15 protein-coding genes are annotated in these 13,414 nt (G+C 42.5%); 13 read left to right on the top strand and 2 right to left on the bottom strand.

From position 1 onward, the window contains the following. Positions 1-270: 270 nt before the first annotated feature. The 5 genes from glpX (at position 271) to J2X07_RS14030 (ending at position 4,961) form a co-directional block, all read left to right on the top strand. A complete protein-coding gene (glpX, locus tag J2X07_RS14050; RefSeq protein ID WP_310259891.1) occupies positions 271-1,239 on the top strand; it encodes a class II fructose-bisphosphatase in 969 nt (322 codons plus the stop codon). Positions 1,240-1,709: 470 nt separating this feature from the next. Then, positions 1,710-2,996, top strand: a complete 1,287-nt coding sequence (gene rho, locus J2X07_RS14045; RefSeq protein WP_310259887.1) for a transcription termination factor Rho — start codon at positions 1,710-1,712, stop codon at positions 2,994-2,996. A 115-nt stretch (positions 2,997-3,111) separates the two neighbouring features. Then, positions 3,112-3,357, top strand: coding sequence for a type B 50S ribosomal protein L31 (locus J2X07_RS14040; RefSeq protein ID WP_310259883.1), 246 nt, complete (start codon positions 3,112-3,114; stop codon positions 3,355-3,357). Positions 3,358-3,573: 216 nt separating this feature from the next. Continuing rightward, positions 3,574-4,197: a thymidine kinase gene (locus J2X07_RS14035; RefSeq protein ID WP_310259880.1), complete on the top strand. Its 624-nt coding sequence runs from the start codon at positions 3,574-3,576 to the stop codon at positions 4,195-4,197. Positions 4,198-4,502: 305 nt separating this feature from the next. Further along, on the top strand, positions 4,503-4,961 hold the full coding sequence (locus J2X07_RS14030) for a hypothetical protein (protein ID WP_310259877.1): 459 nt from the start codon (positions 4,503-4,505) through the stop codon (positions 4,959-4,961). Between the two features lie 43 nt (positions 4,962-5,004). Here J2X07_RS14030 and J2X07_RS14025 read toward each other — a convergent pair whose 3' ends face one another. Continuing rightward, the gene (locus tag J2X07_RS14025) at positions 5,005-6,342 is read right to left on the bottom strand and encodes a CoA-disulfide reductase (protein ID WP_310259874.1); all 1,338 of its coding nucleotides are present in this window, start codon (positions 6,340-6,342) and stop codon (positions 5,005-5,007) included. Between the two features lie 157 nt (positions 6,343-6,499). On the opposite strand from J2X07_RS14025, the gene J2X07_RS14020 reads away from it, so the two are divergent. Together J2X07_RS14020 and J2X07_RS14015 are read left to right on the top strand one after the other, a co-directional pair. Beyond that, a complete protein-coding gene (locus J2X07_RS14020) occupies positions 6,500-6,826 on the top strand; it encodes a hypothetical protein (RefSeq protein WP_310259871.1) in 327 nt (108 codons plus the stop codon). A 42-nt stretch (positions 6,827-6,868) separates the two neighbouring features. Next, positions 6,869-7,516: an MOSC domain-containing protein gene (locus J2X07_RS14015; RefSeq protein WP_310259868.1), complete on the top strand. Its 648-nt coding sequence runs from the start codon at positions 6,869-6,871 to the stop codon at positions 7,514-7,516. Positions 7,517-7,586: 70 nt separating this feature from the next. Here the strand turns inward: J2X07_RS14015 and J2X07_RS14010 are convergent, their stop codons facing one another. Then, positions 7,587-7,874, bottom strand: coding sequence for a hypothetical protein (locus tag J2X07_RS14010; RefSeq protein WP_310259865.1), 288 nt, complete (start codon positions 7,872-7,874; stop codon positions 7,587-7,589). 129 nt (positions 7,875-8,003) lie between these two features. On the opposite strand from J2X07_RS14010, the gene J2X07_RS14005 reads away from it, so the two are divergent. The 6 genes from J2X07_RS14005 to J2X07_RS13980 all read left to right on the top strand — a co-directional run bounded on the left by J2X07_RS14005 (position 8,004) and on the right by J2X07_RS13980 (position 13,219). After that, a complete protein-coding gene (locus tag J2X07_RS14005) occupies positions 8,004-8,333 on the top strand; it encodes a winged helix-turn-helix transcriptional regulator (protein ID WP_310259863.1) in 330 nt (109 codons plus the stop codon). A 110-nt stretch (positions 8,334-8,443) separates the two neighbouring features. Beyond that, positions 8,444-9,517 carry a peptide chain release factor 1 gene (gene prfA, locus J2X07_RS14000; RefSeq protein ID WP_310259861.1) on the top strand — a complete coding sequence of 358 codons (1,074 nt, stop codon included), beginning with the start codon at positions 8,444-8,446 and terminating at the stop codon, positions 9,515-9,517. 1 nt (position 9,518) lies between these two features. Beyond that, the gene (gene prmC, locus J2X07_RS13995; protein WP_310259859.1) at positions 9,519-10,385 is read left to right on the top strand and encodes a peptide chain release factor N(5)-glutamine methyltransferase; all 867 of its coding nucleotides are present in this window, start codon (positions 9,519-9,521) and stop codon (positions 10,383-10,385) included. A gap of 158 nt (positions 10,386-10,543) precedes the next feature. Further along, the gene (gene spoIIR / locus J2X07_RS13990) at positions 10,544-11,230 is read left to right on the top strand and encodes a stage II sporulation protein R (RefSeq protein ID WP_396194358.1); all 687 of its coding nucleotides are present in this window, start codon (positions 10,544-10,546) and stop codon (positions 11,228-11,230) included. A 370-nt stretch (positions 11,231-11,600) separates the two neighbouring features. Then, on the top strand, positions 11,601-12,041 hold the full coding sequence (locus J2X07_RS13985; protein WP_310259852.1) for a hypothetical protein: 441 nt from the start codon (positions 11,601-11,603) through the stop codon (positions 12,039-12,041). 122 nt (positions 12,042-12,163) lie between these two features. Continuing rightward, positions 12,164-13,219: an L-threonylcarbamoyladenylate synthase gene (locus J2X07_RS13980; RefSeq protein ID WP_310259850.1), complete on the top strand. Its 1,056-nt coding sequence runs from the start codon at positions 12,164-12,166 to the stop codon at positions 13,217-13,219. Positions 13,220-13,414 lie beyond the last annotated feature (195 nt).

The following is a 13,414-nucleotide window of genomic DNA, read 5'->3' as shown; positions in this document are numbered from 1 at the left end:
TTCTGTAATTTAACTCCAATGACAAGGTGATTGGAGTGTAAGGTGCGAGACTCCTGCGGGATCAGCGGGACAGGTGAGACCATTCAATGTTGCATAGCAACGAGTGGGCTCACCGCACGCCCCGCGGAAAACGAGCATCCTGAAGCGGAAATCAGCCACTTCCAAGAGCGACAAAGTTTGCGAAAAAAGCCTAAAAAGAAATCACCTGTTAAAGGTGATTTTTCTTGAGAATAATTGTAAGCGGTTTAGATTTGGAAGGGGGACCAAGTTATGGAAAGAAGTTTATCAATGGAGCTTGTTCGTGTAACAGAAGCGGCAGCTTTGGCTTCAGCAAGATGGATGGGAAGAGGCAAGAAAGATGAGGCGGATGATGCAGCAACAACCGCTATGAGAAATGTTTTTGATACAGTACCAATGAAAGGAACAGTTGTCATTGGTGAAGGAGAAATGGATGAAGCTCCTATGCTCTATATCGGCGAAAAATTAGGTACAGGCTACGGGCCGCGCGTGGACGTTGCCGTTGATCCATTAGAAGGAACAAATATCGTTGCTTCTGGGACTTGGAACGCACTTGCCGTATTAGCGATCGCTGACCATGGAAACTTGCTTCATGCGCCTGATATGTATATGGATAAGCTTGCTGTCGGCCGTGAAAGTGTCGGGAAAGTAGATATCAATGCACCAGTCATTGATAACTTAAAAGCGGTAGCAGAAGCGAAAAACAAAAATATTGAAGACTTAGTTGCGGTTATTCTAGACCGTCCGCGCCATGCGCAAATCATTCAAGATATCCGTGAAGCGGGTGCAAGAATCAAACTCATTTCTGATGGCGATGTTGCGGCAGCCATTAACACAGCGTTCGATGACACAGGTGTTGATATTTTATTCGGATCTGGCGGTGCACCTGAAGGCGTAATCGCAGCCGTTGCTTTAAAATGTCTTGGAGGAGAGCTCCAGGGGAAACTGCTTCCTCAAAACGATGAGGAATTAGAGCGCTGCAAGCGAATGGGCATCACAGATGTGAACCGCGTATTATACATGGACGACCTTGTAAAAGGGGACGACGCCATTTTTGCTGCAACTGGGGTAACAGACGGTGAGCTATTGAAAGGTGTTCGTTTCAACGGTTCAATCGGAACTACACAATCAGTCGTCATGCGCGCGAAGTCAGGAACAGTTCGTTTTATTGACGGTAGACACAGCCTGCAAAAGAAGCCAGATCTTGTTATTAAACCTTAAATAAGTAGCTTGTTTCTAAAAGGTAGTTTCTTTTGAATCTTTTTGGTAAAAGCTTCTTGGCAAGTTGATTGAAGTGCAAGGTGTGAGACTCCTGCGGGATCAGTGGGACAGGAGAGCCCATTCAATGTCGCAAAGCGACGAATGGGCTCACCGGACGCCCCGCGGAAAGCGAGCAGCCTGGAGCAAAAATCAACCACTCCAAAGAGCAACAAAGCTTAAGGAAACAGCCAATAAATAAGTAGAAGGGCCGGACATTCTGTTCGGTCTTTCCACTCTTTTACAGAGAAAGATGTAACTTGATTAAACGCTATTTTTGTGGTTAAAATAAGAAGTATGATTACATGATTCATTTTCTTCAAACCCACTAACAACCCTTAACTTAACGTCTCCTTCCAATAAACAAACACATTGAATCCCAATTCATTATTAATCATAAATAAATAGTAAAAATAGAAAAGCGTGGTGTCACTATGGGGATAGATTTAGCAACTTTAGAAACAAAGAAATTAAAAGAGCTATATGAACTTGCTAGACAGTTCAATATCCAGTATTACGGTAAATTAACAAAACGGGAATTAATGTTTTCGATTTTAAAAGCACAGGCAGAACTGGACGGTTATTCGTTCATGGAAGGTGTTTTAGAAATCATTCCTAATGAAGGATTCGGTTTTTTAAGACCGATCAACTATTCACCGAGCTCTCAGGATATTTACATATCTGCGTCACAAATCCGCAGATTCGATCTAAGAAACGGGGACAAAGTTTCGGGTAAAGTTCGTCCGCCAAAAGAAAATGAGCGTTATTACGGCCTTTTACAAGTTAATGCTGTAAACGGTGAAGACCCGGAAACAGCGAAGGAACGTGTTCACTTTCCTGCATTAACAGCTCTTTATCCAGAAAAGAAAATGGTAATGGAAACGACGAGCAACAATATTTCAACGCGAATCATCGATATGATGGCTCCAGTTGGTTTTGGTCAGCGTGGATTGATCGTTGCCCCGCCAAAAGCAGGTAAGACGAGTCTTTTAAAAGAAATCGCACACAGTGTAACAACGAACAATCCGCAAGTTGAACTGATCGTTCTTTTAATCGATGAGCGTCCAGAGGAAGTAACGGACATCGAACGCTCTGTAAAAGGGGACGTAGTAAGTTCCACATTTGACGAAGTACCTGAAAACCATATTAAAGTGGCGGAGTTGGTGCTAGAGCGTGCGATGAGACTTGTTGAACATAAGAAAGACGTTGTTATTCTGCTCGACAGCATCACACGTCTTGCTCGTGCCTATAACTTGGTGATTCCACCAAGCGGACGTACTCTTTCCGGTGGTATCGACCCGGCAGCTTTCCATCGCCCGAAGCGATTCTTCGGTGCTGCCCGTAACATTGAAGAAGGCGGCAGCTTAACGATTTTAGCAACAGCATTAGTAGATACAGGTTCACGTATGGATGATGTCATTTATGAAGAGTTCAAAGGTACAGGGAACATGGAGCTTCACTTAGACCGCAAGCTTGCTGAACGCCGTATCTTCCCGGCGATCGATATTCGCCGGTCTGGAACGCGAAAAGAAGAAATGCTTATCGCCAAAGATCATCTTGAGGCACTATGGTCTATTCGTAAAACGATGGATGACTCATTTGATTTCGTCGATAAATTTATGAAACGTATGCGTAAAACAGAAAATAACGAAGAGTTTTTCGAGCTGTTTGAGTCAGAAAAAAAGGGAACCACGAAGCGCGTTAAAACCGTTACAAACTAACGGAATAATCGCGTTAAACAGTGGTTGCAAATGGGGTTTGTCCCTGTTATACTGTCTTTATGTGTTTATTTAACTCTGTTTCTTAAGGAATCAGGGCAGAAGGAGTGAAATTGACATGAAACAAGGAATTCATCCGAATTATAAAAAGGTTGTTTTTGTTGATGCTCAAAGCGGATTCAGCTTCCTTTCAGGTTCTACGTTGCACTCAAACGAGACTATGAAATGGGAAGACGGTAACGAATATCCAGTAATCAAAGTGGATGTAAGTTCTGATACTCACCCGTTCTACACTGGACGTCAGAAGTTCTCTGATGTTGGTGGACGTGTGGATCGCTTTAAGAAGAAATACAATCTTAAGTAATTTGTTGCAAGCAAAAGGGCAAGGTCTTTCTTGCTCTTTTTTTTCTTTTATTTTATAAAAAACAAATTTTCAAACTCGGTAAATGTATGTTGATGGACCGGGTTTTTTATACGCCGAAAAAGCATAAAAGGAGTTAAAGACTCCAGTACAGAACCTTGAGTAAAGGCAAAAAACGTACATACTAACAGAAAGATTGTAACGAAGGGGGATCAAGCCATGTATGTGATGAAACAAAATGGCTGGGTTGAATTGATCTGCGGCAGCATGTTCTCTGGTAAGTCGGAGGAATTGATTCGCCGTGTAAGAAGAGCGACCTATGCGAAACAAAAAGTACAGGTGTTCAAGCCGGCAATTGATGACCGATACAGCGAAGAATCAGTTGTTTCCCATAATGGAACAGCCGTATTGGCTGAGCCTGTTGGACGATCTGTTGAAATATTGAAAAATGTATCACCTGAAACAGAAGTGGTTGCTATAGATGAAGTACAATTTTTTGATGAAGACGTTATTCCAGTTGCTCAAGAGCTTGCAGATCAAGGTCTGCGTGTAATCGTAGCAGGACTGGACCAAGACTTTAAAGGAGAGCCTTTTGGACCTGTTCCAAAATTGATGGCTCTTGCGGAACACGTAACAAAACTTCAGGCGATCTGCATGTCTTGCGGATCACCAGCGAGCCGTACACAGCGTTTAATCAACGGCAAGCCTGCATCTTATGATGATCCGGTTATCTTAGTGGGTGCTTCTGAATCGTACGAGCCCCGCTGCCGTCATTGCCATGAAGTACCAGGCAAAAAACGAAACCTCCTTTCAGGCGTAGAGGGCCAAGAAGGACGGAACTAATGTAGATGAAAGGTCCGGGAGCAGCGATGCTTTCGGGCTTTTTTGGGTTTCGATATCCTGACGCGGGTGTCGAAACCAGGGGAATTTTGTAAACTCGGGAGTATATGCTGTTTTTTCGGTGAATTATGGTAAAAACTCGGTGGATTATGAGTAAATTCCGGTGGATTAAGAGCAAAACTCGGTGGATTAATTGATCGAGAGTGGTTTTAGCCCGTAATATTGTAAGTTTCGGTCATCCGAAACGGTCTCATTTTTAATAATCCGCTCCCTTATCGGAAATTCTAAGCATATGGGAGGGGTTTTATATGAAAAAAGCTTTCCTGTTTCCACTTTTGGCGCTCACGATTACTGCATGTTCTCCGATGCAATCTTTAAAGGGGAAAACGGAGCCAGCCGCTTATGAAAACCAGCGGAATGTTCGGGATAACCTGTTTGGGCATGGTGTTATTAATTATCATCTGACCAAAAATGAACCCCATTATAATTACAGCTTTGATACCAATATGAATCCGAGTGATTATAGAACCATGAATCAAACACGCTTTGATTTAGGCGATGATCAGGATATGATTCGTAAGGCTGTTAAAGATGCATCGGGAATTAATCCGCAAATGGTTACCATTAACGGGAATTATGCGCATATACACGTGAACGTGCCAAGTGATGTATCGAAAAAGGAACGGGCAGCTATGTACCGCAAGATTTTGGATGCGGTAGAAACGACTGTTCCGAGGTATAACTATTCTATCAAAATCGATCATTAGTGGGAAATAAAACGGGAAATGGGGTCAGACCCCATTTCCCAAATTATTTCCCGATTCTTCTTGCGGCCTGCTGAATGGGGTCCCATGAACCGTTATAAGGCGGGGAGTAGCACAAATCCAAATCTTCCAATTCATCGACTTTCATTTCGTGGAAAAGGGCAGTGGCGAGCACATCGATGCGTTTATCGACACCTTCTCCGCCAATGATTTGGCCGCCTAACAATTGTTTGGTTTCTTTATGGTATGTTAATTTGATTTCTAATTTTTGAGCGTCTGGGTAGTAGCCTGCGTGATTTTTGGCCGTTATTTTTATTTCATCAAAAGGAATCTTGAGTTTCTCCGCTTCTTTATTGGAAAGTCCTGTTTTACCGAGCGTTACATCCATAAACTGAATGATTGATGAACCGACGATTCCTTTAAACGGTTTTTCGAAGCCAGCCATGTTCAACCCTGCGATTCGTCCTTGTTTGTTCGCTGTAGTTCCTAATGGAATATGATCATTTTGTTTTTTGATCCGATGGTAATGTGTCGCACAGTCTCCTGCCGCATAAACATCTTTTACGTTAGTTTCCATTTGTTCGTTTACGATGATAACGTCATTTTCTGTTAGTGAAATTTCCGTATTTTTAAGAAAGTCTGTATTCGGTGTTACCCCTACCGCTACAATGACAAGGTCTGTCGGATAATCTTTTTTGGCCGTTTTTACAAATTGCACTTGGTCATCGCCTTTAAAGCCCAGCACTTCCTCTTCTAAACAAAGCTCGATTCCCTGTTTGATAGCTTCTTCATGTATAAACATGCCCAAATCTTCATCAAAGAGATTGCCGATCTGTTTGCTGCGCTGGATGATGCGGACACTCTTTCCGAGTCTTTTTACGTTCTCCGCCATCTCAAGACCGATATAGCCGCCTCCTATGATCGTGACGTTTTGAACGTCTTTTTTTAAACCGGCCATCAGATCATCTGCATCTGGAATCGTTTTTAGAGAATAGATTCCTTTTAAATGAACACCCGTCCAGTTTTTTGGCATGACCGCTCTTACACCTGTTGCAACGAGCAGTTTGTCATATGTAACTTCAAAGGATTCTCCTGTTTTCGTTTGGACACCTGAAACAGTTTTAGCAGCCGTGTCCACAGCCGTAACTTCATGATAGGTTCGCGCATCTATACCGTATTTTTCGCGAAATGTCTCAATGCTTCTCGCGATTAGTTTATCAGTAGAAGGGATGAGTCCGCCGATAACATAAGGAAGGCCGCATTGGCCATAGGAATAGATTCCGCCCTTTTCCAAGACGGTGATCTCCGCCATTTCAGTATTCCTCACAATCTGCATCGCAGCGCTCATTCCGGCCGCGTCTCCTCCAATAATGCAATATTTCATCTGATCAGCCTCCTTCTCTTGCTTCTAACGATATAGTATTCCCATCATAAACAAAAATGTAACGATTTGTTTAAAGAAATGAGTGTGATCTTTAAGTGTGACCAACAAGAAGCAGGTCTCGAAAACGAAATATGATAGTAGAAAGAGGTGTTGACCTGTGCTAGAAATTAAATCAAACGGAACAGACTGGAATTCACCTGTCCAACCGATACAAACATTGCTGAAGAAACTCGGTCAAAAACCATTAGACCCTGTTTATGAGAACATGGGTAATTTTATTATTAAATACAAAAGTGAAAGACAAGTGGATAACCGGCGCTATATTGGATGCACGCACTTTTTGGGGCATTTCGCTACAACTCCTTATGTGTTCAGCGTGATTACGGATGAAAAAGTGATTATTGAAGAGCTTACGAAAGCGATAAGAATGAATCAGGAACGATTGGATTACGAAACATTGCGCCGAAACATTTATTCCTATTAATTTCCTTTTCTGATGTGCTATGCTTTGGAAGAGGTGATTGATATGAGAGGGAAAGTGGTTTCGTTAAACGTCAGTCTTCCCGTACACGTTGAAGCTTCCGGCCATACTTTTTTTACCGGCTATAATAAAAAACCGCAGCAAGAGCCTGTATTTTTACATAAAACGCATTTTGAAGGCGATGGACAAGGTGATATCGTTCACCACGGAGGCCTGGATCAGGCTGTTTGTGTCTATCCTTTTGAGCATTATGAAAAGTGGAACAACGAATTTCAGCTTAGGAGCCCTCTAGCCGTTCCTTCTTTTGGAGAGAACATCACGCCATCAGGTTTTTTAGAGGATGTGGTTTGCATAGGAGACATTTTGCAGATGGGGCAAGCGGTCGTTCAGATCACACAGCCTCGCCAGCCTTGCCATACCCTTGCCTGCATTTTAAACCGGCCAGATATGATCAAGAAAGTCGTTCAGACAGGGAGAACCGGCTATTATCTTCGAGTTCTTCAAGAAGGACTGGTTAGAGCAGATGATGAGATCGTTCTGATCGAAAAGCATCCGATAGATATAACACTAACTGAATCGAACCAGATTAAATACGGCTTTGAAAAAGATCCAGAGAAAATAAAACGATTAATTGAAGTAAAAGAACTCGCAGAAGATATGAGACAGTCATTATTGAAAAAAAGTGAAAACTAAAAAAGAGCAGGTTCCCAAACGGGAAATCTGCTTTTTCGTATGTAAAATGTGCTCTTTGAGGCAGTTCAAGTTACTTTACTTCTGTATAATAAACCCGTAAATCCAGATCCTCACAGAAAACCTTGAATTGATAATAATCGAAATAGATTTGGCCTTCGTTTTGCTGATTCCAGCTGAAGATTGTAGAACCAAAAACGTAACCGATTTTGCGGTATGCCATTATCGCAGGAGTATGTTCGATCGTTTCAATCAGACCTTTATCTTTGCCTTTTTCTAATTGATGTATGACCCAGGGCAAGTCTTCGGGATGTACTTTCCGGTTTTCTCCGTTCTTTACGATTCGAATCGTTTTAGACATCGGCAGGTCCCCAATATTTTTTTATAGTCAATTCATGTATTAATTATTATAATAAGATATAGTTTCCATACGCAAGAAGGTACAATAATGTTACATAGGTAACCAAATGAAACTAAGGGGAGTTTTAGGGTGGAAAAAGATTATTCTCATCCAATTGAAATCACGTTGAAAGTCGTTTGCGGAAAATGGAAAGGGGTCATACTCTGCCATTTGCAGCAAAATAAAATCTTAAGGTTTGGTGAGTTAAAAAAGCTGATCCCAAAAGTGTCACAGAAAACGTTAACTCTTCAACTAAGAGAATTAGAAGCTGATGGACTGATCCACCGGCAAGTATACGCGGAAGTTCCTCTGAGGGTAGAGTATTCATTAACAGAGTACGGAGAGGAACTAGAGTCCACTTTAAACCTCATGAGTGAGTGGGGAAGAAATCATGTTGAGAAAGTGGAATTAAACTGCTGAAAATTAGTTAGAATGTATATGCGGCAATTATTCTCTTGAAAGTCATTGAGAGTTTCGCCTGTTACGACTATAATTATCATGTTATGCATCAAAAACAGAGGTGAAAAACCATGTTAGAACGGTTAGAGACAATTGAAGTTCGTTATGACAAATTGAACGAATTATTAAGTGATCCTGAAGTAATAAATGATACAAACAAGCTGCGTGAGTATTCGAAAGAACAATCCGCACTTCAAGATATCGTAACGGTTTACCGTGAGTATAAGGAAGCGAAAGAACAGCTGGACGAAGCCAAAATGATGCTCGAAGAAAAGCTTGATGCTGAAATGACGGCGATGGTAAAAGAAGAGATTTCCGGTCTTTCTGATCAAATCGAAGAGTTTACAGCCCAGTTGAAGATTTTATTGCTTCCAAAAGACCCGAACGATGACAAAAACGTTATCGTGGAAGTTCGCGGTGCTGCCGGCGGAGATGAAGCAGCACTGTTTGCAGGCGACCTATACCGCATGTACAGTCGTTATGCGGAAATGCAAGGATGGAAGTCTGAAGTTATTGAAGCTTCTTACACAGAGCTTGGCGGCTATAAAGAGATCATCTTTATGATAAACGGAGCCGGCGCTTATTCGAAGCTTAAATATGAAAACGGGGCACACCGTGTTCAGCGTGTTCCTTCAACAGAATCAGGCGGACGTATTCATACGTCAACCGCTACAGTAGCTGTGCTTCCAGAAGCGGAAGAAGTAGAAGTAGAGATCCACGAAAAAGATGTTCGTGTTGATACGTTTACATCATCTGGTCCTGGGGGGCAGTCTGTTAACACGACTCAGTCTGCGGTTCGTTTAACACACATTCCGACGGGTACAGTTGTATCCTGTCAGGATGAAAAATCACAGATCAAGAACAAAGATAAAGCGATGAAGGTTCTTCGTGCGCGTGTTTACGATAAGATTCAGCAAGAAAAGCAAAAAGAGTACGATGAAACACGTAAGAGCGCAGTTGGTACAGGTGACCGTTCAGAGCGTATCCGCACGTACAATTTCCCGCAAAACCGTGTTACCGATCACCGAATCGGCCTAACTATTCAAAAGCTGGATCAAATTCTTCTTGGTAAAATGGATGAGTTTGTTGAAGCACTCATTACAGAAGATCAGACGAGCAAGATGAAAGCACAGGCGGACGCGTAAAATGAGTCTTAAAGTACACGAAGCCCTCTCTTGGGCTTCTTCTTTTTTAGCTGAAAATAAACGAGAGTCATTTGCGGCAGAACTGTTAGTAAGACATGTATTAGGCGGGATCAGCCGGACAGACATGATGATGCGCATGCATGATGTGATAACAGCTGACGAGATGGAACAGCTGAAATCAGCAGTTGAGAGGCATGTTGAAGGCGAACCCGTTCAGTACATTATCGGAAAAGAAGATTTTTACGGCAGGCCGTTCATCGTGAACAAAGAGGTTCTTATTCCAAGACCTGAAACCGAAGAATTGGTAGAGCATACGCTGATGCTTATTCAGGAGCACTTTCCTTTGGACAATGAGATCAAGCTTGCTGACATCGGAACAGGTAGCGGCGCCATTTCAGTGACACTCGCACTCGAAAATCAGCGTCTTGATGTATATACTGTAGATATCGCAGAAGCGTCGATCGAAGTAGCGAAAGAAAATGCGCAGCGTCTAGGTGCAAGCGTCCAGTTCGTTCATGGCGACCTTCTTCAGCCATTTATCGAACAGGGAGAGAAATTGGACGTTGTCGTTTCAAACCCTCCTTATATTCCGGACGAGGAGATTGCTGTGCTCGATACGATTGTAAAAGACAGAGAACCGATGAGAGCATTAAGCGGCGGTAAGGATGGATACGACTTTTATAGAAGGTTTATGAAGGAACTGCCTCTCGTCTTAAAAGAGAAAGCACTTGTTGGTTTTGAAGTAGGTGCAGGACAAGGTTCGACTGTAGCTGAAATGCTGAGAGTCACCTTCCCGGGAGCTTATGTATACGTAAAAGAAGACATAAATGGCAAGGACCGAATGGTGTTTGCTGTCATTGGGAAATAATCGGGAAATGGGGTCTGACCCCATTTCCCGTTTTATTTCCCAAGAGTTTCTGTCGAATCAGACAGAAAATAATTTAGTAGTTTGCTAGTATGTTTTTTCCCCCCTCTGTCCAAACTGTGGTTAGAGGCGAAGGGGAGGAAATACAAATGAAAAATCAAATGAAGAAACGCAATTATATCGTTATATTCTTGTTTATTCCATTAGCTATTTTATTTTTGTTTTTTGAAACACAGACAAAAGTAGCCAACGCATCAATGAGTGAGTCAGTCATGAACGGTTCTGTAAAGATTCCCGATGAATCTATCAGACTGCGCATCCTTGCAAACAGCGACACAGTTGCTGATCAGCAGCTAAAGCGCAAAATCAGAGACGAAGTGAACGCACAGATCACAACTTGGGTCGGTGAGCTTACTGATATCAAGGAAGCGCGTAAAATCATCCGTAAACAGCTTCCGGCTATTGAACAAATCGTACAAAACGAGCTCAAGAAGTCAGGTGTGAATAAAAAGTTTTCAGTTGAACTCGGACAAGTAGCTTTTCCTACTAAAATTTATGGTGAATATATTTACCCTGCTGGTAAGTATGAAGCTGTCCTGATCAAGCTTGGTGAAGGTGAAGGCAAGAATTGGTGGTGTGTGCTTTTTCCGCCGCTATGTTTCTTAGACTTTGAAAATGGCGATGCGGTTAAGGAAGACAAAGACGGGAAAGCAGATCATACTGCCACGGCTTCCATCGATCAAACGCAAGACCAGCCAGATCAAGGAACAGACCAAATCGAAACGAAGTTCTTCGTATTAGAACTCTTCAGCAGCCTAGTAAAAGCTGTCGGATCGCTATTCTCTTAAAACTCTGCATAACTTCCTCCCTATTTTCATAGATTATAAAAAAAGAAGGTAAGCCTTAGCTGGAGGTATACCTTCTTTTCTTGCAAATAGAGCTGTTTTCGCATTGATGGTCTTGTAAGTGGTTGATTTCCGTTTCAGGATGCTCGCTTTCCGCGGGGCGCGCGGTGAGCCCACTCGTCGCATGCGACATTGAATGGTCTCACCTGTCACACTGATCCCGCAGGAGTCTCACACCTTGCACTCCAATCAACTTGTCAATGGAGAGAAGTAACAAAATGTTCTAAAGCAACAATCTTCTAGAAAAGAGCGTTTAAAAAATAAGAAAACAGTCGGTTGACTGCTACTATAGTAAAGTAAGGGAGAGGTTATTATGACAATTATTTTAAGGCAAGCGATGAGGCATGAAGCGAAAGATCTGCTGCAGCTCGTAGGAAAGGCGGGGCTTCAGTCAGAAGGGATTACAGACAGCATCGAAAATTATTTAGTTGTCGTGAGCGGTGAAGGAGAAACAATAGGAACAGTGGGCCTTGAACGGATCGGAAATGATGGACTGCTGCGGTCTTTCGTATTAAAGCAGAAGTATTCATCAGAAACACTACTCCTTAAACTGATCGATAAAATTTTGGTATACTCAAAAGATAAAGGAGTCGAGACTTTATACTTGCTTACAAAAGCTGTTCATATGTTTGAAGCCTTGTCCTTTCAAATTGTTCCAAAAGATCAAGTGCCTTCACATATCGAAAATGCGGAACATGTAAAAAATAATGCAGCGTCAGGAGCAGAGCTTTTAGCATATGCATTAGATTCATGATGAGTTTTCAACAACTTGTCCACAATCCAAGACAAATTGTGCATAACTCTGTGGATATAAAAGTTTTGTGCATAGACCATTTAGAAATAAGGCTAACCTGAGCAATAGAAAGGGTTATAATCATGAAAACTTTCCAAACTGTACGTTGGTTTGTGGATAAAAACGAAAAGAATTTAACTAATCATCCACAGGTTATCCAAGCATCTCTGTGGATAAAAAAAGATGAAGTAATAGCATTGCCGACAGAAACCGTATATGGATTAGCAGGAAATGCCCAGAGCGACCAAGCGATTTCACGGATTTTCGAATCAAAAGGAAGACCGAGCGATAATCCGTTAATTGTCCACATATCCAACCATGAACAATTAGAAGGACTAGTTTCTTCTGTATCTGAATCAGCGAAAAAGCTGATGAACGCCTTTTGGCCGGGACCCCTGACCATCGTGTTGCCTAAAGGCGAGCAAGTGAGCGAAAAAGTGACAGCAGGTTTATCCACAGTTGCGGTTAGAATGCCCGATCATCCCGTGGCACTCGCATTAATCGAAGCATCTGGTGTACCTCTTGCAGCCCCAAGTGCCAACCTTTCAGGGAAGCCTAGCCCAACAACAGCAGACCACGTTTATGAGGACTTAAAAGGCAGAATTCCAGGAATTGTGGATGGCGGTTCTACAGGAGTAGGGGTAGAGTCGACTGTTGTGGAATGCACAAGGAATGTGGTAACGATCTTAAGACCTGGCGGCGTTACACAAGAAGATTTAGAAAAAATCGTCGGAAGCGGGAATGTAAAAGTTGATCCGGGAATCGAAAACAAGGAGCTAGCCCCGAAGTCCCCCGGTATGAAATATACACATTATGCACCTGATGCACCGTTTGTTTTAGTAGACGGATCTGCGGAGTTTATTCAGCAGCTTGTGGATAACGAGAGACGAGCAGGAAAGAAAATCGGGATATTAACAACAGAGGAACGGATGTCTGTTTATAAAGCCGATACCATTATCCCATCTGGAAAGCGATCGCAGCCAGAAACAGTTGCCCAGCATCTATATGAAGCATTGCGTTCGTTTAACGAGGCAGGTGTGGATAAGATTTTTGGGGAAGTTTTTCCGAAAACCGGAGTTGGCGTGGCGATTATGAACCGGCTTGAAAAATCGGCTGGCGGTAATGTTGTAAAAGAATAAAAATTTTAGTAAAAGGATTCAGGAAAGTGCAAATGATGCGCTATCTCGGGTCCTTTTTCTGTTAATGGCTGCGTGTTCAGCGAGATTTATACTCGCTGAACGCGCCATACGAAAAATATGCGCGCCATACGAAAAATATGCGCGCCATACGAAAAATATGCGCGCCATACGAAAAATATGCGCGCCATACGAAAA

This window comes from Fictibacillus barbaricus, assembly GCF_031457135.1.
GTDB lineage: Bacteria > Bacillota > Bacilli > Bacillales > Fictibacillaceae > Fictibacillus > Fictibacillus barbaricus_A.
Note: the sequence above shows the minus strand (reverse complement) of the source record. Positions and strands in the feature narration are given on the sequence as shown.

Bases quoted from the DNA above. Each gene is read 5' to 3' on its own strand.
- J2X07_RS13980 (WP_310259850.1), top strand. From the start codon at position 12,164: ATGAAAACTTTCCAAACTGTACGTTGGTTTGTGGATAAAAACGAAAAG.
- J2X07_RS14040 (WP_310259883.1), top strand. From the start codon at position 3,112: ATGAAACAAGGAATTCATCCGAATTATAAAAAGGTTGTTTTTGTTGAT.
- J2X07_RS14030 (WP_310259877.1), top strand. From the start codon at position 4,503: ATGAAAAAAGCTTTCCTGTTTCCACTTTTGGCGCTCACGATTACTGCA.
- J2X07_RS14015 (WP_310259868.1), top strand. From the start codon at position 6,869: ATGAGAGGGAAAGTGGTTTCGTTAAACGTCAGTCTTCCCGTACACGTT.
- J2X07_RS14035 (WP_310259880.1), top strand. From the start codon at position 3,574: ATGTATGTGATGAAACAAAATGGCTGGGTTGAATTGATCTGCGGCAGC.
- rho (WP_310259887.1), top strand. From the start codon at position 1,710: ATGGGGATAGATTTAGCAACTTTAGAAACAAAGAAATTAAAAGAGCTA.
- J2X07_RS13985 (WP_310259852.1), top strand. From the start codon at position 11,601: ATGACAATTATTTTAAGGCAAGCGATGAGGCATGAAGCGAAAGATCTG.
- prfA (WP_310259861.1), top strand. From the start codon at position 8,444: ATGTTAGAACGGTTAGAGACAATTGAAGTTCGTTATGACAAATTGAAC.
- J2X07_RS14025 (WP_310259874.1), bottom strand. From the start codon at position 6,342: ATGAAATATTGCATTATTGGAGGAGACGCGGCCGGAATGAGCGCTGCG.
- spoIIR (WP_396194358.1), top strand. From the start codon at position 10,544: ATGAAGAAACGCAATTATATCGTTATATTCTTGTTTATTCCATTAGCT.
- J2X07_RS14010 (WP_310259865.1), bottom strand. From the start codon at position 7,874: ATGTCTAAAACGATTCGAATCGTAAAGAACGGAGAAAACCGGAAAGTA.
- prmC (WP_310259859.1), top strand. From the start codon at position 9,519: ATGAGTCTTAAAGTACACGAAGCCCTCTCTTGGGCTTCTTCTTTTTTA.
- glpX (WP_310259891.1), top strand. From the start codon at position 271: ATGGAAAGAAGTTTATCAATGGAGCTTGTTCGTGTAACAGAAGCGGCA.